Source organism: Mycolicibacter arupensis (genome assembly GCF_002086515.1).
Lineage (GTDB): Bacteria > Actinomycetota > Actinomycetes > Mycobacteriales > Mycobacteriaceae > Mycobacterium > Mycobacterium arupense.
In genome coordinates this window covers 1-19,339 of sequence record NZ_MVHH01000051.1, presented here as the reverse complement: position 1 = coordinate 19,339, position 19,339 = coordinate 1, and the positions used below count along the sequence as shown (strand labels likewise).

The window sequence follows — 19,339 nt, the reverse complement described above, 5'->3', positions numbered from 1 at the left end:
TCTTTCGGTTACTTCACATTGCTTGTTGTCGCGAGTGCCCGGCGAATCACGCCGGCAGGATCACCAGCGGTAGTGAGCGAAGGCCCGGTTGGCCTCGGCCATCTTGTGGGTGTCTTCACGCCGCTTGACAGCTGCACCCAGGCCATTGCTGGCGTCGAGGATCTCGTTGGCCAAACGCTCGACCATGGTCTTCTCCCGGCGTGCCCGCGAGAAGCTCACCAGCCAGCGCAGCGCCAGGGTGGTGGAGCGCTCGGCCCGCACCTCGACCGGCACCTGGTAGGTGGCACCACCGACGCGGCGGCTGCGGACCTCAAGGGCCGGCTTGACGTTGTCCAGCGCACGCTTGAGCGTGACGACGGGGTCGGTACCGGTCTTGTCCCGAGCCTGCTCGAGTGCGCCGTAGACGATCCGCTCAGCCAGCGACTTCTTGCCGTCCAGCAGGATCTTGTTGACCAACTGGGTGACCAGCTGGGACCCGTAGACGGGGTCGTTGACCAGCGGACGCTTGGGTGCGGGGCCCTTGCGCGGCATCAGCTCTTCTCCTTCTTGGCGCCGTAGCGGCTGCGGGCCTGCTTGCGGTTCTTGACTCCCTGGGTGTCCAGCGAGCCGCGGATGATCTTGTAGCGAACACCCGGCAAGTCCTTCACACGACCACCACGCACCAGCACCATCGAGTGCTCCTGCAGGTTGTGACCCTCACCCGGGATGTAGGCCGTGACCTCCACCTGGCTGGTCAGCTTCACGCGCGCGACCTTGCGAAGCGCCGAGTTCGGCTTCTTCGGGGTCGTGGTGTACACGCGGGTGCACACGCCTCGACGCTGCGGGCTGCCCTTGAGGGCCGCGGTCTTGACCTTGGCGACCTTGTCGCGGCGGCCCTTGCGGACCAGCTGCTGAATGGTTGGCATCTACCGGCTTCCTGTATCGCTGTTCAAAACTCTGTAAATCCTGCAGTCTGTGCCCCACCGCTACCCCGCGGTCGGGCGTGTCGCATGGGCCGCCGCGGATTACTCCGCTGCATAATGGACATGCGAATTGGGCCAGGCGCGCGCGTTATGTCACCAAACGCGCCTCGGTGGCCAGGCACGAGCTACCACAATACCCGGCGGCACTCCGGCAGGTCAAAGCGCGTCGAACCGGGCCCTCAGACCCGCTCTGCTGCTACGCGGTACGGCTGTCCATCGCCGAGGCCAGCCGGCGCACCATATCGGCGAAGACGGCGTCGGTGTCCACGTCATCCATGACGCCGGTCATCTCCAGCAGGACGAATCCATGCATGGCCGCCCAGAACTCCAAGGCCGCGTGAAACGCCCGCTCACCCTCGAGCCCGTAGGACATCAGCACCTCGATGACCGGGGCGGCGGTCCGGGTGGCCGCAGCGGTGTACTCCGGGTCATCACCGCCCAGCGGCATCCGGGTGAAGGCCGAGTACCGGCCCGGGTGGTGGTGGGCATAACTGCGATAGGCCCCGGCCATCACCAGTACGGCATCGTCACGTTCGCGGCCCTGACCGACCTGGGTCAGCATCTCCAGAATGTCCTGGATGACCCGCATGCGCATGGCGCGGCGCAGGTCACCCAGGCTGTGCACGTGGTTGTACAGCGACGGGCCCTTGGTGCCCAGCTGGGTGGCCAGGGCGTTGATGGTCAGCGCGTCCCAACCCTCACGGTCCAAGAAGTTCAGGGCGGCATTGACGATGACTTCGCGACTCAGCTTCACCGGGCGCGCCCCGGGCCTGCCGTTGGCGCGCGAGCGGCCACCCGCGGCGGGCGGGTCTGGCCGAGCTGGCATGGCATACGCCCTTCGTAGGGTGCGACGGGAGGAGCAGGTCAGCAAGGAACTCTAGTGGACCGATTAGTGGGGGAACCCGAGTACGCGCCAGCCGATGCGACGTAAGCTTTGTCGACATTGCGTCCGGCGAGAGGGGCACGGGGAGATGAAGTGGACTGCGCTGGCCGGTGCGCTGCTGAGTTTGGGGGCGGGTTCGCTGGGGACTGCGGCAGCCGCCCAGGCCGTGCCCGGCGACATCCACATCTATGGGGTGCACGAGACCCACACCCTGGACTGCGATGGCGGGACGCTGTTCATCAACGGCGTCAACCTCACCATCCACGCGATGGGCACCTGTTGGGCGGTGACCACGCAGGGCTCGCAGAACACCGTGATCGCCGACACCATCCTCAATGACGTCACCGTCTACGGCAATGACACGACCGTGTACTACCACAACGGCGACCCGCTGCTGTTTGACCGCGGACGCGAGCTGGGGATGACTAACCGGCTCCAACGCGTACCGGCGTGAGCCACGGGACTCACCTCCACCTGCGCACGCTGCTGGCCGGTGGCATCGCACTGCTGACGGTTGCCGTCGCCGGGTGTGAGTCCGAAGATCCCCCCAAGTCCGGGCGGATCTCGAAGAACTATGAGGGCCGGTTCTCGAACACGATCAGCTACGAATCCTTCGGGGCGACCTCGACATTGGACTGTGCAGAAGGCAAGTCACTCAATGTGGTCGGGTCGAACAACAAGCTCACGGTCCGGGGTCGCTGCGAGGAGGTCACCATCAGCGGGGCCGACAATCGCATCACGATCGAGCGAGTCGACAAAGTGCTACGGCTGACCGGGATCAACAATTCCGTCACCTATCGCGGCGGTGAGCCCAAGGTCGACAACCACGGTTCGCGCAACACCGTGACCGACAAGCGCTGACAAGGCCTCCCGGCGGTCGCAAGCACTGCGGAGCCGGGCGCATCAGGCCTTAGCGCCGTGTCGCCCGGCGCCGCCGGCAAACCGGCCGGCACCGCGCAAGGCCTCGTCGGCCACCCGCTCGATGCTCGTGAATTCCTGGTCCAGGGCGGCGGATTCGGTCATGCCCCACTGCTGCAGCGCCGACAACCGATCCGAGCGAAGGCAGCCCTGGGGAAGTTCGGCCAGTTCCAGCGCCAGCTGCTCGGCGGCCGCCCGCGCCTGCCCGCGCGGGACCACCCGATTGGCAAGTCCCATCGCCTGGGCCTCGTCGGCGGCTACCGCCCGGCCGGTGAGGATCATGTCCATGGCGCGACTGTGCCCGATCAGCCGGGGAAGCCGCACGGTGCCGCCGTCGATGAGCGGAACACCCCAGCGCCGGCAGAAGACGCCGAACACTGCGTCGGCCTCCACCACCCGCATGTCGCACCAGAGCGCCAATTCGAGACCGCCGGCCACCGCGTAGCCACTGACCGCCGCGATCACGGGTTTGGACAGCATCATGCGGGTCGGCCCCATGGGGCCCGGGCCGCTGCGGTGGGTCTGATTTGCGTTGGGAGTGCCTAGCGCCTTGAGATCGGCTCCCGCACAAAACGTTCCGTTATCACCCCAGAGGACCGCCGCCGAAGCGGTTTCGTCGCGGTCGAATTCGTCAAAGGCTTCATACAGCGCAGCGGCCGTCGGGCCGTCCACGGCGTTGCGCGCCTGCGGCCGGTCGAGGATCACGGTGGTGACCGGGCCGTTGCGCTCCACGCGTACCGCCGCGCTCATCGCAGCACCGCCTCGCGGTTCGCGTCCCGCCGCGAGGCCAACTCATCGGCGAATTCCGCATAGCGCCTGCGGATCTGCAGACCGGGCCAGTCCTGCGGGAGCAGTTCGGGGGGTAGCACCGGGTCCCGGCGAAGGTGCCGGACCATAGCCGCTGCGACGATGAACCGGCTCGGCATGTCCTGGGCCTCGGCCATCGCGGCGAGCAGATCATGCCCCGTCTGCGCCCACGCGGCCAGATCCCATAACGTGGCGGCCAGCTCGGCGGGTTCCTGGTCCCGGGCGGTGAGCTGCCGGGTGTAGCCGCCGAGGACGTCGCCCAGCTCAACATCGATGTTGTCCGGCCGCATCCAGATCCCTTCGCGCAGCTCGGCGAATCTCCGCTCCGAGAGCCCGGAGCGCAGCGCGGCGCGGGTGCGCGCGTCACAGCCGATGCTGGTGATCACCACCGTGTTCCAGTGGCCGTCCCACGGCCGAGTCTGGGGATTAAGCGCCGCGTCCTGTTGACGCTGACGCGCCAGCAGCCGTTCGGACAGGCCGTACCCCTCGGCCGATCGAACCAGGTCGCCGGCGGCCACCAGCCGGGTCAAGGCAACTCGCAGTGCGGTTTCCTTGATTCCGAAATCCGTGGTGAGACGCAGCAATTCGGCCGAGGTAGCCGAGGCCGGGTGGGCTCCCAGCAGCACCGACAGCACCACCGACCGGGCCGTCATACGCACAGTGTTAGGCATCGCGCGCGTCCTAAACCCCTGAGGCCCGTCGGCCATAGTCACCGAATGGCTCGTCGCGGTGCCGCACCGCGTCACGGAAACCGTGCGCCACCGCATCGGCAACGAACGCATGCCCTTCCGGCGTGTGCCGCGCCACCCCGTCGAACACGGTGCTGACCATGCGACTGGTGGCCACACCCTGCTGCAGCAGGGCGGTGTTGAGCGCCAGTTTGGCCATGATCAGCTGGTTGACCGGCATCGCGGCGATCCGGGCCACCAGACGTTCGGTGCGCTCATCGAGGTCGGCGGGTTCGGGCGCCTCGATCGCCAGACCCCACTCGGCGGCCTGGGCGCCGGTGATGCAGTCGCCGGTCAGCAGCAGACGTTTGGCCCGCTGATCGCCGAGCCGGTGTGCCCACAGACCGGCCGCGGGTACGCCCCACACCCGCATCGGCGGGTAGCCGATCTTGGCATCCGAGGCCGCGATCACCTGGTCGGCGTGCAGTGCGATATCCGTTCCCCCGGCCACGCAATAACCGTGAATCTTGACCACGGTCGGCTTGTCGGCGTACATCAGCGAGGCGAAGCCGCGGACGAATCGGCTCATCATCTGATAGTCGATCATCGGGTCCCACGGCTGATCCGAGCGGTGGTTGGTGGCCTGGGTCTTACCGTCGAGGACACTGCCCCGAAAGTTCTCGCCGCCCGCCGATGCGGAACCTTCGGCATAGGCGCCCAGATCGAAGCCGGCGCAGAAGCCCTCGCCGCGCCCCGACACCAGGATGACGTGGACGTTGGGGTCCAGGTCGGCGCGCTCCACCAGAGCCGACAGCTCCAAGGGCGTGTCGGCGGTGATCGCGTTTCCGTGTTCGGGACGGTTGAAGGTGATCCGGGCGACGCGGTCGGTGACCTCGTAGGTCATGGTCCGCAGGTTGTCGTATTCGACCGGCGCGATGTGATGCCGCATTGCGTTGCGCCTCAGCCCTTGACCAGGGCGCGTTCGAGGATCGGCCCCAGATCCATTCCTGCCGGCAGGGTGCCGAACGCACCGCCCCACTGACGGGCGAACCGGGTCGCCAGGAACGCCTCGGCGACCGCCGGGTGGCCGTGGCGCACCAGCAACGCACCCTGCATCGCCAGACAGATGTCCTCGGCGATCTTGCGAGCCTGATACTGGGCGGCCAGCACGTCATCGCCCAGTCCGGCCAGCTGCGCCTTCAGCGCGGCCACGTGAGCATCGAGCCACCGGTCCTGCCCGGCGCTCTGGTCCAACTCATCAAAGAGCACCGCCACCGACTGAGGCTGCGTGGCCAGGGCACGCAGCGTGTCCAGAGCACTGACGTTGCCCGAGCCTTCCCAGATGCCCATCAACGGCGCCTCCCGATACAGCCTGGGCATCAGGGAGTCTTCGATGTAGCCGTTACCACCGAGGCACTCCATGGCCTCGGCGGCGTGCGGGGTGGCGCGCTTGCACACCCAGTACTTGGTGGCGGCCAGCCCGATCCGGCGCAACAGACCCTCGCGTTCGTCGCCGCGCACCGCCTTGTCCGTCGCACCGGCCATGCGCATCGCCACCATGGTTGCCGCCTCGGCCTCCACGGCCAAGTCGGCCAGCACGTTACGCATCAGCGGTTGGTCAATCAGGTAGGCGCCGAAGGCCTTCCGGTGCTGAGCGTGGTAGGTGGCGCGCGCCAGGCCCATCCGCATGCTGGTGGCACTGCCCAGCGCGCAGTCCAGCCGGGTGAGGTTGACCATCTCGATGATGACCGAGACGCCGCGGCCCTCATCACCTACCAGCCATGCCGTCGCGCCGTCGTATTCGATCTCGCTGGAGGCATTGGCGTGGTTGCCGAGCTTGTCTTTGAGCCGCTGCAGGCGCATCCGGTTACGGGTGCCGTCGGGCAGGATCCGGGGCAGGAAGAAACAGCTCAATCCCCCGGGCGCCTGGGCCAGCACCAGGAAGACGTCGCACATGGGCGCGGAAGTGAACCATTTGTGCCCGGTCAGGGTGTAGCTGCCATCGGAATTCGGCACGGCCTGGGTGGTTCCGGCGCGCACATCGGAGCCACCCTGCTTCTCGGTCATCGACATGCCCGCGGTGATACCGGCTTTGGCGGTGGGTACCTGGAGTTCGGGATCGTAGACGCGGCTGGTCAGCAGCGGTTCGTAGATCGTGGCCAGTTCGGCGTTGTTGCGCAGGGCGGGCACGATCGCGTAGGTCATCGAGATCGGACACATGTGCCCGGGCTCGGCGGTCCATACCCCGGTCGCCGCGGCGCGGACGACGTGCGCGCCCGGCCGCGGGTCGGCCCACGGCGCGGCGTGCAGGCCGTGGGAGATCGCGGCACTCATCAGCTCGTGGTAGGCCGGGTCGAATTCCACCTCGTCAATGCGGTTGCCCACGACGTCGTGCGTATGCAGCACGGGGCGATTGCGGTCGGCGAGCTCGCCCCACCGTTGCACCTGCTTGGAGCCCGAGAGGGCACCGAGATCGGTGACCTCGTCGACTCCCCATTCGCCACCCTCGCGGATCAGCGACTCCATGAGCACAGGCGATGACGCCGGGTTATAGCCTTCCAGCGGAAGGACCTGATTGGTGACGATGTGAGTGTCGGCCATAGCGGAATATTACAGTTTTTCCACGCATGCACAACAGAAGTAACTCGAATTATGCCCCGGCACCATAAACGGCGGCCACAGCCGGGTTCGGGATGCTCCCGGCTGTGACCGCCGTCGTTTTGGGGCGCCGGACTAGCGGCTGCACACTCCCCCCACACCACACTGGTGTCGCTCAGGCACCTGGACCCCCTCCAGTCCTGAGACTCGTGCGCAGCCGCCGCGGTCACGGCGCCTGAGTAATTTGTAGCACAGAACCAACCGAATGTCTCCCCCTGATCGATAAATCAGGCTATTTGAATGGTTCTCGCCCGTTTGGGAGCATGTTCGGTAGGTGGACCGTAGCGTATCGCCGCAGGTCAGCCCAGTCGATCCCGCAGAAACGCGATGTCGGCCTTGCGGCCCTCTTCGGCGGTCTCGCAGATCACCGGAGCCCCCGCAGCCCGGACCACCTCGACCAACAGATCCGGATCGATCTGGCCGGTACCGAAGTTGGCGTGCCGGTCCCGGCCGGAACCAGCAGCGTCCTTGGAGTCGTTGCAGTGCACCAGGTCGATGCGTCCGGTGACGGCCTTGATGCGCTGCACGGCGTCGGGCAGGGCTTCGCCGGCCGCCCAGGTATGGCAGGTGTCCAGGCAGAACCCCACTCCGGTGTCACCGATGTGATCCCACAGCCTGGCGATGGTGTCGAAGTGCCGAGCCATGGCGTGGTCGCCGCCCGCGGTGTTCTCCAGGTACACCGGGACATCGGACTCCAGGCGCTCGAGCGCTTTGCGCCACCGTTCGAAACCGGCCTGCAGGTCGTCGTCGTCGGCACTGACGTGCCCACCGTGCACGATCACCGCGACCGCACCAACGTCGGCCGCGGCGTCACAGGTCTGCTGCAACATGGTGCGCGACGGGATCCGCACCCGATTGTTCGGCGAGGCGACGTTGATCAGGTACGGCGCATGCACGTAGATCGGCAACGCCGCCGCGCGCAGCTGGGCTGCGTCCTCACGGGGCTTGGGCGGCTTCCAGCTCTGCGGGTTGCCCAGAAAGATCTGCACCGTGTCGGCCCCGTCGGCTTCGGCAGCGGCCAATGGATTCTGCGGGCGCACATGGGATCCGATCAACACGGCGGCAAGCTTAGTCCGGCTGCGGAGTCCGACGCCTCAGCCCAGGTCGGTCGGCCAGGTGTGCACCGGCTGGTTGGCGTGCATGTGCGTGCAATAGCGGCGCAGCATCTCCGCCAGTGCCGCGGACCGGCTCAGTCCCTGGGCCTGCAGTGCGCGCACGGTCGCCACCTGCCAGGTGGCGCCGTTGCGGCCGGCCGCCACGCGGTCGCCGATGATGCCCAGGTAGCGATCGGCGACTTCAGGTGCCACCCCCCAGTCGTCCAGGCCCTGTCGGGCCAGCGGCAGCAGTACGCGTTGCGTCAACTCGGCCACGCTCACCTCACCCAGCTGCGGCCAGAACAGTCGCGCCGCCATGCCATGCCGGGCGGCACGGCGAAAGTTGTCGTGCGCCACCGCAAAACTCAATTGGGTCCACAGGGGGCGCTGCTCGCCGGCCAGCTGGCGCAGCAAGCCGTAGTAGAAGACCGCATTGGCCACCATGTCGGTCACAGTGGGCCCCGACGGCAGCACCCGGTTCTCCACGCGCAGGTGCGGCCGCCCGTCGACGACGTCGTACACCGGGCGGTTCCAGCGGTACACGGTGCCGTTATGCAGGCGCAGCTCCGCAAGTTGCGGAGTCCTCCCCTGAGCCAATTCGCGGGCGGGGTCCTCCTCGGACACCTCGGGCAGCAGCGACGGGAAGTAGCGCACGTTCTCCTCGAACAGGTCGAAGATCGAGGTGATCCAGCGTTCCCCGAACCACACCCGCGGCCGCACGCCCTGGTTCTTCAGTTCTTCGGACCGCGTGTCGGTGGACTGCGCGAACAGCTCCACCCGCGTCTCCGCCCACAACCGGTGGCCGAAGAAGTAGGGCGAATTGGCGCCGATCGCCAGCTGCGGGCCGGCCAGCACCTGTGCGGCGTTCCAGTGGTCGGCGAAATCCGCCGGCGAGACCTGAAGGTGCAACTGCATGCTGGTGCACGCCGACTCCGGCGCGATGTCCTCCACCTGCAGACTGAGCGGCTCCGGCCCGTCGATGTCGATGCCGATGTCTTCACCCCGCGCGGCGAAGATGGAGTCGTTGAGCGCCGCGTACCGGGCCGAGTCACTCATCCAATCGCCGGCCAGATGCTCGGGCATCAGGGTGGGCAGGATGCCGATCATCACGATCCGCGCGCCGTTGGCCCTGGCCTTGACCTCCGCTTCGTTGAGGCTGGCCCGCACCTGCGCCTCCAGGTCGACTGCGGACAGCGCCGTGAGCGGCCGCGGCGGTACGTTGAATTCGATGTTGTAGGAACCTAATTCACGTTGATACGCCGGATCATCGATGGCATTCAACACACCGGCGTTCGCCATCGCCGGCCGATAGTCGTCGCCGACAAGGTTGCCCTCGATCTCCATTCCGGTCAGCGGCCGCTCACACTCGAAGCTGGCCTGCGCCAGCATCGTCTCGAAGACATCCAGGCACTGCTGGATCTTGTGCCGGTACTGCCGGCGCTGAGCACGGGTATAGGTGGTGCGGCTGACTTCATCCCCCATGACACCGATGCAACCCGGTCTGGCGCCGGCCCGCAACCGTGGCCGCCCTCCGCGTCGAGCGTGAAGATGGCTTCACCCTCGACGATCGACCGTGAAGCCATCTTCACGCTCGGCAGCTGACTCTCGGCAGCTGATACGAGAAAAGCCCCGGGGATACACCCCGGGGCTCTTCTCGTCGATGACTAGCGGTAGTCGCTGTACCCGTAGTCGTCCAGCGGCACCGCGGCACCGGTGGCGGCGCCGAAGTCCGGGCTGTAGTACTGATCCTCGTAGGACGGGATCGTGTACGCAGCGGCCCGGGCCTCTTCGGTGGGCTGCACGGCAATGTTGCGGTACCGGTTGATGCCGGTACCGGCCGGGATCAGCTTGCCGATGATCACGTTCTCCTTCAGGCCCTGCAGCTTGTCGCTGCGGCAGTTGATCGCCGCATCGGTCAGCACGCGGGTGGTCTCCTGGAAGGAGGCCGCCGACAGCCACGAATCGGTGGCCAGCGACGCCTTGGTGATACCCATCAGCACCGGACGACCGGCCGCGGGCTCCAGGCCCTCGGCCACCGCACGACGGTTCGCCGTCTCGAACTCGGCCCGCTCGGTCAGCGAACCGGGCAGGAACTCGGTGGCGCCCGAATCGATGATGGTCACCCTGCGCAGCATCTGCCGGACGATCACCTCGATGTGCTTGTCGTGGATCGACACACCCTGGGCCCGGTAGACCTGCTGGACCTCATTGACCAGGTGGATCTGCACCTCACGGGGACCCTGCACGCGCAGCACCTCGTGCGGGTCGGCCGAGCCCTCCATGAGCTGCTGGCCGACCTCGACGTGGTCGCCGTCGGACAGCAGCCGCTCCGAGCCGTCCTCGTGCTTGAACACGCGCAGCCGCTGACGCTTGGGCAGCTTGTCGTAGACCACTTCCTCGCCACCGTCGTCCGGCACGATCGTGATCTTGTAGAACTTCTCGCCCTCTTCCAGCTGCACCCGTCCGGCGACGTCGGCGATAGGCGCCTTGCCACGCGGGATCCGGGCCTCGAACAGCTCCTGCACACGCGGCAGACCACCGGTGATGTCGTCACCGACGCCACCCTGGTGGAAGGTACGCATGGTCAGCTGAGTACCAGGCTCACCGATCGACTGGGCGGCGACGATGCCGACCGCCTCACCGATGTCGACCAGCTTGCCGGTGGCCATGGATCGGCCGTAGCAGGTGGCACAGACACCGGTCCCGGTGGCGCAGGTCAGCACCGAGCGCACCTTGACCTGCGCGATGCCGGCAGCCAGCAGCGCCTCGATCGACGGGTCGCCGAGGTCGTGGCCGCGCTCGATGACGACCTTGCCCTTCTCATCGACCGCGTCGACGGCCAGCGTGCGGGCGTAGGCCGACGTCTCGATGAACGGGTTGCGGATCAGCGATCCGTCCGCGCCCACCTCGGCGAGGTCCACCATGATTCCGCGCTCGGTGCCGCAGTCGTGCTCGCGCACGATCACGTCCTGAGACACGTCGACCAGACGACGGGTCAGGTAACCCGAGTCAGCGGTACGCAGGGCGGTGTCCGCCAGGCCCTTTCGGGCACCGTGGGTGTTGATGAAGTACTCCAACACCGTCAGGCCCTCACGGAAGGAGGACTTGATCGGACGCGGGATGAACTCACCCTTGGGGTTGGTCACCAAGCCCTTCATGCCGGCCAGGGTCCGAGTCTGGGTGAAGTTACCCGTGGCACCGGAGTCGACGATCGTGATGATCGGGTTGTCGGACGGGTAGTGGTCACGCAGCGCCTGACCCACTTCCTCGGTGGCTTCCTTCCAGATCTCCACCAGCGCCTCGTTGCGCTCGTCGCGGTTGAGGGCACCGCGCTGGAACTGCTTCTCCAGCTTGTCGGCACGCTCCTCGTAGGAGTCGAGGATCTCCTTCTTGCGCGGCGGCACCAGCACGTCGGCCATCGAGACCGTGACACCCGAACGCGTGGCCCAGTGGAAACCGGCGTCCTTGAGCTTGTCGACGGTCTGGGCGACCACGATCATCGGGTAGCGCTCGGCCAGGTCGTTGATGATGACGGCCTGAACCTTCTTGTGCATCTGCTTGTTGACGAACGGGTAGCCCGTCGGCAGCAGCTCGTTGAACAACACCCGGCCCAGCGTGGTCTCGGCGATCCAGGCACCGCCCGGACGCCAGCCGTTGACACCGAACAGCTCGGTCTCCACGTCGGCCGGCGGCCGCAGCTGGTCCAGACGCACCTTGATCTTGGCCCGCACGCTCAGTGCACCGCGGTCCACAGCCATGATCGCCTCGGCCGGCGAGGCGTACACGCCGGTCTCCGGGCGGTCCTTGGCCGCCGGGGTGTATTCGCCTGTGTCACCTTCGATCTCGGTGGTCAGGTAGTACAGCCCGGTGACCATGTCCAGTCGCGGCATGGCCAGCGGTCGACCCGAGGCCGGCGACAGGATGTTGTTGGACGACAGCATCAGGATGCGGGCCTCGGCCTGCGCCTCGGCGCTCAGCGGCAGGTGCACGGCCATCTGGTCGCCGTCGAAGTCGGCGTTGAAGGCCTCACACACCAGCGGGTGCAGCTGGATGGCCTTGCCCTCCACCAGCTGCGGCTCGAAGGCCTGAATACCCAGGCGGTGCAGCGTGGGCGCACGGTTGAGCAGCACCGGGTGCTCGGCGATGACCTCTTCGAGGACATCCCACACCTGGGGGCGCTGACGCTCCACCATGCGCTTGGCGCTCTTGATGTTCTGCGCGTGGTTCAGGTCCACCAGTCGCTTCATCACGAACGGCTTGAACAGCTCCAGGGCCATCAGCTTGGGCAGACCGCACTGGTGCAGCTTGAGCTGCGGGCCGACCACGATCACCGAACGGCCGGAGTAGTCCACACGCTTGCCCAGCAGGTTCTGACGGAACCGGCCCTGCTTGCCCTTGAGCAGGTCGCTCAACGACTTCAGCGGACGGTTGCCCGGTCCGGTGACCGGCCTGCCGCGACGACCGTTGTCGAACAGCGCGTCGACGGACTCCTGCAGCATCCGCTTCTCGTTGTTGACGATGATCTCGGGGGCACCGAGGTCGATCAGTCGCTTGAGGCGGTTGTTGCGGTTGATGACGCGGCGGTACAGGTCGTTGAGGTCCGACGTGGCGAACCGGCCACCGTCGAGCTGCACCATCGGACGCAGCTCCGGCGGAATCACCGGGACAGCGTCGAGCACCATGCCCATCGGGGAGTTACCCGACTGCTGGAACGCGGCCACCACCTTGAGGCGCTTGAGAGCACGAAGCTTCTTCTGCCCCTTGCCGTTCTTGATGGTGTCGCGCAGCGACTCGGCCTCGGCGTCGATGTCGAAGGTCTCGATCAGCTTCTGGATCGACTCCGCACCCATGGCACCGGTGAAGTACTCGCCGTAACGGTCCACCAGCTCGCGGTAGACGGTCTCGTCGATGATCAGCTGCTTGGGAGCCAGCTTGACGAAGGTGTCCCAGATGTTGTCGAGACGATCGAGCTCACGCCCGGCGCGGTCGCGCAGCTGACGCATCTCGCGCTCGCCACCGTCGCGCACCTTGCGGCGCACATCGGCCTTGGCGCCTTCGGCCTCCAACTCGGCCAGGTCGGCTTCCAGCTTCTGGGCACGGGCCTCGAGGTCAGCGTCGCGCTGGTCCTCGACGGCCTTCTTCTCGACGACCATCTCGGCTTCCAGCGTCGACAGCTCGTTGTGCCGCATTTCGGTGTCCACGCTGGTGATCACGTAGGCAGCGAAGTAGATGATCTTCTCGAGGTCCTTGGGCGCCAGATCCAGCAGGTAGCCCAAACGGGACGGCACGCCCTTGAAGTACCAGATGTGGGTGACGGGTGCGGCCAGTTCGATGTGGCCCATCCGCTCACGACGCACCTTGGCGCGAGTCACCTCGACGCCACAGCGCTCACAGATGATGCCCTTGAAGCGCACCCGCTTGTACTTGCCGCAGTAGCACTCCCAGTCGCGAGTCGGTCCGAAGATCTTCTCGCAGAACAAGCCATCCTTTTCGGGCTTGAGCGTGCGGTAGTTGATCGTTTCCGGCTTCTTGACCTCACCGTAAGACCATTGCCGGATGTCCTCCGCGGTGGCCAGACCGATGCGGAGCTCATCGAAGAAGTTGACGTCGAGCACGTAACTCCCTTTCCCCTTGCGGGTTTAGTAGCTGGTAATTAAGCGAGGTCTTCCACCGAAGCGGATTCGTTGCGGGACAGGTTGATTCCCAGGTTGGCGGCTGCCCGCTCCAGGTCCTCGTCCTCGCCGTCGCGCAGCTCGATCGCCGCACCGTCCTTCGCCAGCACCTCAACATTGAGGCACAGCGACTGCAGCTCTTTGAGCAGCACCTTGAAGGACTCGGGGATACCGGGCTCGGGGATGTTCTCGCCCTTGACGATCGCCTCGTAGACCTTGACACGACCGACCGTGTCGTCGGACTTGATCGTCAGCAACTCCTGCAGCGTGTAGGCCGCACCGTAGGCCTGCATGGCCCAGCACTCCATCTCACCGAACCGCTGGCCACCGAACTGCGCCTTACCACCCAACGGCTGCTGGGTGATCATCGAGTACGGACCGGTGGAACGCGCGTGAATCTTGTCGTCCACCAAGTGGTGCAGCTTCATGATGTACATGTAGCCGACGGTCACCGGGTACGGGAACGGCTCACCGGAGCGGCCGTCGAACAGCCGCGCCTTGCCGTCGGCGTTGACCATGACTTCACCGTCGCGGTTGGCCAGCGTCGAGGACAGCAGGCCCTGCAGCTCGCCCTCCTGCGCGCCGTCGAACACCGGTGTCGCGGTGCGGGTGTCCGGTCCGGCGGAGTACAGCTCCTCGGGGAGCTTGTCCGCCCAGTCCGGCACGCCGCTGGCAACATCGATGTTCCACCCGGTCTTGGCGATCCAGCCCAGGTGGGTCTCCAGGATCTGACCGATGTTCATACGCCGCGGCACACCGTGGGTGTTCAAGATGATGTCGACCGGCGTGCCGTCCGGCAGGAACGGCATGTCCTCGGCCGGCAGGATCTTTCCGATAACACCCTTGTTGCCGTGGCGACCGGCCAGCTTGTCACCGTCGGAGATCTTGCGCTTCTGCGCGACGTAGACGCGCACCAGCTCGTTGACCCCGGCGGGCAGCTCGTCGTCGTCCTCGCGGGAGAACACCCGGATGCCGATGACCTTGCCGGACTCGCCGTGCGGCACCTTCAGCGAGGTGTCGCGGACTTCGCGGGCCTTCTCGCCGAAGATCGCACGCAGCAACCGCTCCTCGGGCGTCAGCTCGGTCTCGCCCTTGGGCGTGACCTTGCCGACCAGGATGTCGCCGTCGCGGACCTCGGCGCCGATGCGGACGATGCCGCGCTCGTCGAGGTCAGCCAGCACCTCGTCGGAGACGTTCGGGATGTCCCGGGTGATCTCCTCGGCGCCCAGCTTGGTGTCGCGGGCGTCGATCTCGTGCTCCTCGATGTGGATCGAGGTCAGCGTGTCCTCCTCGACCAGCCTGTTGGACAGGATGATCGCGTCCTCGTAGTTGTGCCCCTCCCACGGCATGATCGCCACGAGCAGGTTCTTGCCCAGGGCCATCTCGCCGTTGTCGGTGCACGGGCCGTCCGCGATCACCTGGCCGGTCTCCACGCGCTGGCCGGCGTCGACGATCGGACGCTGGTTGGCGCAGGTGCCGTGGTTGGACCGGTTGAACTTGCGCATCCGGTAGGTCTGCCGGGTGCCGTCATCGGCCATGACCGTGACGTAGTCGGCGGACACCTCCTCGATGACACCGGTCTTTTCGGCGACGATCACGTCGCCGGCGTCGATCGCGGCGCGCAGCTCCATGCCGGTACCCACCAGCGGCGCCTCACTGCGCACCAGCGGAACCGCCTGGCGCTGCATGTTGGCGCCCATCAGGGCACGGTTGGCGTCGTCGTGCTCGAGGAACGGAATCATGGCCGTGGCCACCGACACCATCTGGCGCGGTGAGACGTCCATGTAGTCGACCTCGGCGGACGACACGTACTCGACCTCACCACCCTTACGACGAACCAGAACCCGGTCCTCGGTGAAGTGGCCGTCCTCCTCCAGCGGCGAGTTGGCCTGCGCCACGACGTGGCGGTCCTCCTCGTCGGCGGTCAGGTAGTGGATCTCGTCGGTGACGACCCCGTCCACGACCTTGCGGTAGGGCGTCTCGATGAAACCGAACGGGTTGACCCGCGCGTACACCGACAGCGACCCGATCAGACCGATGTTCGGGCCTTCCGGGGTCTCGATCGGACACATCCGGCCGTAGTGGGACGGGTGCACGTCACGAACTTCCAGGCCGGCCCGCTCACGCGACAGACCGCCCGGTCCCAGCGCCGACAGGCGGCGCTTGTGGGTCAGACCCGACAACGGGTTGTTCTGGTCCATGAACTGGGAGAGCTGGCTGGTGCCGAAGAACTCCTTGATCGCGGCGACCACCGGGCGGATGTTGATCAGGGTCTGCGGCGTGATGGCCTCGACGTCCTGGGTGGTCATCCGCTCCCGGACCACGCGCTCCATCCGGGACAGGCCGACCCGGATCTGGTTCTGGATCAACTCACCCACGGTGCGCAGCCGGCGGTTGCCGAAGTGGTCGATGTCGTCGACCTCGACGGGAACCTCGACGCCGCCCGGCACCGTCATGGTCGCCGACACGCCGTCGCCGTCCTGAGCGGCCTGGTGCAGGCGCACCAGGTACTCGATGGTGGCCACGATGTCCTCTTCGGTCAGCGTGGTCGGCTGGGGCTCACCGGGGTTGGCGGTCAGGCCGAGCTTCTTGTTGATCTTGTAGCGGCCCACCCGGGCCAGGTCGTAGCGCTTCTCCTTGAAGAACAGGTTCTCCAGCAGCGTCTGCGCGGACTCCTTGGTGGGGGGCTCGCCCGGACGCAGCTTGCGGTAGATGTCCAGCAGCGCCTCGTCGGAGTTGGCGGCGTTGTCCTTCTCCAGCGTCGACATCATGATCTCGGAGAAGCCGAAGCGCTCCCGGATCTGCTCGGAGGTCCAGCCCAGGGCCTTGAGCAGCACGGTCACCGGCTGGCGGCGCTTGCGGTCGATACGAACGCCGACCAGGTCGCGCTTGTCGACGTCGAACTCCAGCCACGCACCGCGGCCCGGGATGACCTTGACCGAGTGCAGCGTCTTCTCGGTGGACTTGTCGATGTTGGCGTCGAAGTACACACCCGGCGAACGCACCAGCTGGGAAACCACCACCCGCTCGGTGCCGTTGATGATGAACGTGCCCTTCTCGGTCATCATCGGGAAGTCACCCATGAACACCGTCTGGCTCTTGATCTCGCCGGTGTTGTTGTTGATGAACTCCGCGGTGACGAACAGCGGGGCGGCGTACGTCATGTCCTTGTCGCGGCATTCCTCGACCGGGGCCTTGACCTCGTCGAACCGCGGGTCGGAGAACGACAGCGACATCGAGCCGGAGAAGTCCTCGATCGGGGAGAGCTCTTCGAGCACCTCTTCAAGACCACCCTTGGGCGCCGCGCCAGTCTGCTCGGCCATCTTCGCGCGCCACTGCGGCGCTCCGATCAGCCACTGGAACGAGTCGGTCTGCACGTCAAGCAGACCCGGAACCTCGAGAGGTTCGCGCAGTTTGGCGAAGGAGACCCGATTCGGAGCCCCGGGAACGGAACTGTTGGGAGAATTCTGGGTGGTAGTACCTGAAGCGTTCGTTTTGCTCTGGCGGGAGACTGCCAAGATGCATCCTTCCAGCACCTAATGCGGCCAGCGGAATCCGGTTACACCGGCTCCGTTCGCTGCGAATATCGACCGTTGGTTCGGCTGGCGAACGTTCTGTCCGGTCTCACGCACAACCAAACAACGAGGTAACACGCCTGAAACGAGCCAACGAAGATGACTCAGGCTGGTACAGCGAGGTCGGGTGCGAGTAAGGGATGGGCAGGAGGAAGCCAGCGCAACGTCCAACAATAGCGCAGGCTGACGCAATCCTCAACTGCGACGTCCCGGGACCCCTATCGGTGCTGGCTGACCTCCGCTGGAGCTCCCGGTACGTGTGCTGGTGACAAGATTGGACCGTTTAGGTCCGTCCGTCAAGAGCTGACACGGCGTGAGCCGGCGTCGGATCAGCCCGGCGGGGTCGGGATCGACGCGGTGGGCGCGTCTTCGTCAGCCGGGAACTGGTGCACCGCGTACTTGTGGGTGCCTTCGAGCTCGTCGCGGATGGCGGCCTGGGCGTTGGGCGGAAGGGTGTGCAGGATCTCGCGCACGCGGGCCTGGCGGCGCGCCACACCCTTGCGCTCGGGCAGGCCGGGGGTCGCACTGAGCTGGGGCGGCACGCCCTCGATCTCTTCGACACCGCCGTCGCTCTGGCCGGCGGCGATCATGGCCTCCTCGGCCGCCGCGGTTGCCTGGTCCTTCTCCTCGGACATACCGATCGGGCCGATACGCCGACCGTTGAGGAACTGACGCACCACCGGCTCGTCGGAGGTCAGCAGCACCTCGCGGGGCCCGAACATCACCAGCTCCTTGCGGAACAGCATGCCGATGTTGTCCGGCACGGTACGTGCGATGTTGATGTTGTGCGTCACGATGAGGATGGTGGCGTCGATCTGGGCGTTGATGTCGATCAACAGCTGGCTCAGGTAGGCCGTACGGACCGGGTCCAGACCAGAGTCCGGCTCGTCGCACAGGATGATCTTCGGGTCAAGGACCAGCGCGCGGGCCAGTCCGGCACGCTTGCGCATACCGCCGGAGATCTCGCCCGGGAACTTGTAGCCGTCGTTGGGCATACCGACCATCTCGAGCTTCTCCATGACGATGTCATGGATTTCCTTCTCGGACTTCTTGGTGTGCTCACGCAGCGGGAAGGCGGTGTTGTCGTAGATGTTCATCGACCCGAACAGGGCGCCGTCCTGGAACAGCACGCCGAACAGGGTGCGGATCTCGTAGAGCTCCTTGGCCGAACACTGCAGGATGTCGGTGCCGTCGATGACGATCGAACCGCGCTCGGGGCGCAGGAGGCCGATCAGGGACTTCAAGAACACGGACTTGCCGGTACCGGAGGGTCCGAGCAGAACGCTGACCTCTCCCTCGGGAATAGTCATGGTGACGTCTTCCCAGATCCGGGCCGATCCGAAGGACTTGGTAAGCCCCTGTACCTCGATGGCGACACCCATTAGTGAGGTCCTTCCGCAACGTCTGGTCGTGCCACGACTGGCTTGTGGCTTGGGCCACTGTAGCGCACAGGTGCGACCCTTATCGGCGGTCCGTGTCAGTCGGCGGGTGTCCAGTTTCCGTGGAAGCCCATCGGAACCCGTTGCGGCAGGTGCACGGTAGCCACCGACTCACACGTGGCGGCGTCGAGGATCACCAGCTGCCCCTCGTCCAGGCCACGGTGGTGGGCCAGCCCGATCAGAACGCCGTCGTCCTCGTCGCGGCCGCCGGGGCGGGGCACGAACGTCATCTCGCCGACCACCAGCTGACGATCCAGCGGCGCCGTCAGGCTCGAGCCGGTCGCGTAGTCGTGCTTGTACAGCGAGGTCGATGTGACGCCCTGGGCGTCGCCCATGATTCCGCCGCTGACGCCGACGGTGTAGCCGAAGCGGTGCTTGCGCCCCAGCAGCGACTCGTTGATCTTCGGGAATTCCTGCGGCCGGTCGTCGCGCGACTCGTAGTGCACCGCGCCGGTGTCGAGGTTGATCGTCCAGCGATCCAGCGTGGGCGGGGCGTCCCCGGGCCCGCGCCGGTCCTCGTCGAACACCTTCGCGTACCGCACCACGTCGAGCACCAGCAGTTCCTGGCCGTTCGGCGAGACCTCGGTGTATGCGTTCAGCGGATGAAAGACGTAGCAGGGTTCGACGTCGAACCACCGCACCTGCGCGTCCCCCGCCCGGACC

15 protein-coding genes are annotated in these 19,339 nt (G+C 66.3%); 2 read left to right on the top strand and 13 right to left on the bottom strand.

Annotated elements, in window-relative coordinates; all coding sequences use genetic code 11:
- Positions 1-60: 60 nt before the first annotated feature.
- The 3 genes from rpsG to BST15_RS17765 all read right to left on the bottom strand — a co-directional run bounded on the left by rpsG (position 61) and on the right by BST15_RS17765 (position 1,788).
- The gene (gene rpsG / locus BST15_RS17775) at positions 61-531 is read right to left on the bottom strand and encodes a 30S ribosomal protein S7 (protein ID WP_046189605.1); all 471 of its coding nucleotides are present in this window, start codon (positions 529-531) and stop codon (positions 61-63) included.
- The gene (gene rpsL / locus BST15_RS17770) at positions 531-905 is read right to left on the bottom strand and encodes a 30S ribosomal protein S12 (RefSeq protein WP_007767794.1); all 375 of its coding nucleotides are present in this window, start codon (positions 903-905) and stop codon (positions 531-533) included. The genes rpsG and rpsL overlap by 1 nt, the downstream gene beginning before the upstream one ends.
- Positions 906-1,158: 253 nt before the next feature.
- Positions 1,159-1,788, bottom strand: a complete 630-nt coding sequence (locus tag BST15_RS17765; protein ID WP_046189604.1) for a TetR/AcrR family transcriptional regulator — start codon at positions 1,786-1,788, stop codon at positions 1,159-1,161.
- A gap of 145 nt (positions 1,789-1,933) precedes the next feature.
- Between BST15_RS17765 and BST15_RS17760 the strand changes: the two genes are divergently transcribed.
- Both BST15_RS17760 and BST15_RS17755 read left to right on the top strand, forming a co-directional pair.
- Positions 1,934-2,299 carry a DUF3060 domain-containing protein gene (locus BST15_RS17760; protein ID WP_046189603.1) on the top strand — a complete coding sequence of 122 codons (366 nt, stop codon included), beginning with the start codon at positions 1,934-1,936 and terminating at the stop codon, positions 2,297-2,299.
- On the top strand, positions 2,296-2,706 hold the full coding sequence (locus tag BST15_RS17755) for a DUF3060 domain-containing protein (RefSeq protein WP_046189602.1): 411 nt from the start codon (positions 2,296-2,298) through the stop codon (positions 2,704-2,706). The genes BST15_RS17760 and BST15_RS17755 overlap by 4 nt, the downstream gene beginning before the upstream one ends.
- Positions 2,707-2,748: 42 nt before the next feature.
- Here BST15_RS17755 and BST15_RS17750 read toward each other — a convergent pair whose 3' ends face one another.
- From BST15_RS17750 to BST15_RS17705, 10 genes are all read right to left on the bottom strand, one after another.
- Positions 2,749-3,513 (bottom strand): crotonase/enoyl-CoA hydratase family protein, encoded by a 765-nt coding sequence (locus BST15_RS17750; RefSeq protein ID WP_046189601.1) that lies wholly within the window; start codon positions 3,511-3,513, stop codon positions 2,749-2,751.
- The gene (locus BST15_RS17745; protein ID WP_370759866.1) at positions 3,510-4,223 is read right to left on the bottom strand and encodes a PaaX family transcriptional regulator C-terminal domain-containing protein; all 714 of its coding nucleotides are present in this window, start codon (positions 4,221-4,223) and stop codon (positions 3,510-3,512) included. The genes BST15_RS17750 and BST15_RS17745 overlap by 4 nt, the downstream gene beginning before the upstream one ends.
- Before the next feature lie 28 nt (positions 4,224-4,251).
- Positions 4,252-5,187 (bottom strand): crotonase/enoyl-CoA hydratase family protein, encoded by a 936-nt coding sequence (locus tag BST15_RS17740; protein WP_046189599.1) that lies wholly within the window; start codon positions 5,185-5,187, stop codon positions 4,252-4,254.
- Positions 5,188-5,198: 11 nt separating this feature from the next.
- A complete protein-coding gene (locus BST15_RS17735; protein WP_046189598.1) occupies positions 5,199-6,839 on the bottom strand; it encodes an acyl-CoA dehydrogenase family protein in 1,641 nt (546 codons plus the stop codon).
- A gap of 356 nt (positions 6,840-7,195) precedes the next feature.
- Entirely contained in the window at positions 7,196-7,954 is a 759-nt protein-coding gene (locus BST15_RS17730; RefSeq protein WP_046189597.1) for a deoxyribonuclease IV, read from the bottom strand.
- A 36-nt stretch (positions 7,955-7,990) separates the two neighbouring features.
- The gene (locus tag BST15_RS17725; RefSeq protein ID WP_046189596.1) at positions 7,991-9,472 is read right to left on the bottom strand and encodes a glutamate-cysteine ligase family protein; all 1,482 of its coding nucleotides are present in this window, start codon (positions 9,470-9,472) and stop codon (positions 7,991-7,993) included.
- Between the two features lie 182 nt (positions 9,473-9,654).
- Entirely contained in the window at positions 9,655-13,605 is a 3,951-nt protein-coding gene (locus BST15_RS17720) for a DNA-directed RNA polymerase subunit beta' (RefSeq protein ID WP_046189595.1), read from the bottom strand.
- 38 nt (positions 13,606-13,643) lie between these two features.
- Positions 13,644-17,198, bottom strand: a complete 3,555-nt coding sequence (rpoB, locus tag BST15_RS17715; RefSeq protein WP_046189594.1) for a DNA-directed RNA polymerase subunit beta — start codon at positions 17,196-17,198, stop codon at positions 13,644-13,646.
- Between the two features lie 368 nt (positions 17,199-17,566).
- Positions 17,567-18,619 (bottom strand): ABC transporter ATP-binding protein, encoded by a 1,053-nt coding sequence (locus BST15_RS17710; RefSeq protein WP_046189593.1) that lies wholly within the window; start codon positions 18,617-18,619, stop codon positions 17,567-17,569.
- 95 nt (positions 18,620-18,714) lie between these two features.
- Positions 18,715-19,339: carotenoid oxygenase family protein (locus tag BST15_RS17705; protein ID WP_207572058.1), on the bottom strand; the 625-nt coding region annotated here is incomplete at its 5' end.

What these genes read in the sequence shown, in the direction of transcription:
- BST15_RS17725 (WP_046189596.1), bottom strand. Translation starts at nt 9,472, where the DNA reads ATGGGGGATGAAGTCAGCCGCACCACCTATACCCGTGCTCAGCGCCGG.
- BST15_RS17750 (WP_046189601.1), bottom strand. Translation starts at nt 3,513, where the DNA reads ATGAGCGCGGCGGTACGCGTGGAGCGCAACGGCCCGGTCACCACCGTG.
- BST15_RS17735 (WP_046189598.1), bottom strand. Translation starts at nt 6,839, where the DNA reads ATGGCCGACACTCACATCGTCACCAATCAGGTCCTTCCGCTGGAAGGC.
- rpsG (WP_046189605.1), bottom strand. Translation starts at nt 531, where the DNA reads ATGCCGCGCAAGGGCCCCGCACCCAAGCGTCCGCTGGTCAACGACCCC.
- BST15_RS17760 (WP_046189603.1), top strand. Translation starts at nt 1,934, where the DNA reads ATGAAGTGGACTGCGCTGGCCGGTGCGCTGCTGAGTTTGGGGGCGGGT.
- rpsL (WP_007767794.1), bottom strand. Translation starts at nt 905, where the DNA reads ATGCCAACCATTCAGCAGCTGGTCCGCAAGGGCCGCCGCGACAAGGTC.
- BST15_RS17765 (WP_046189604.1), bottom strand. Translation starts at nt 1,788, where the DNA reads ATGCCAGCTCGGCCAGACCCGCCCGCCGCGGGTGGCCGCTCGCGCGCC.
- BST15_RS17710 (WP_046189593.1), bottom strand. Translation starts at nt 18,619, where the DNA reads ATGGGTGTCGCCATCGAGGTACAGGGGCTTACCAAGTCCTTCGGATCG.
- BST15_RS17745 (WP_370759866.1), bottom strand. Translation starts at nt 4,223, where the DNA reads ATGACGGCCCGGTCGGTGGTGCTGTCGGTGCTGCTGGGAGCCCACCCG.
- BST15_RS17740 (WP_046189599.1), bottom strand. Translation starts at nt 5,187, where the DNA reads ATGCGGCATCACATCGCGCCGGTCGAATACGACAACCTGCGGACCATG.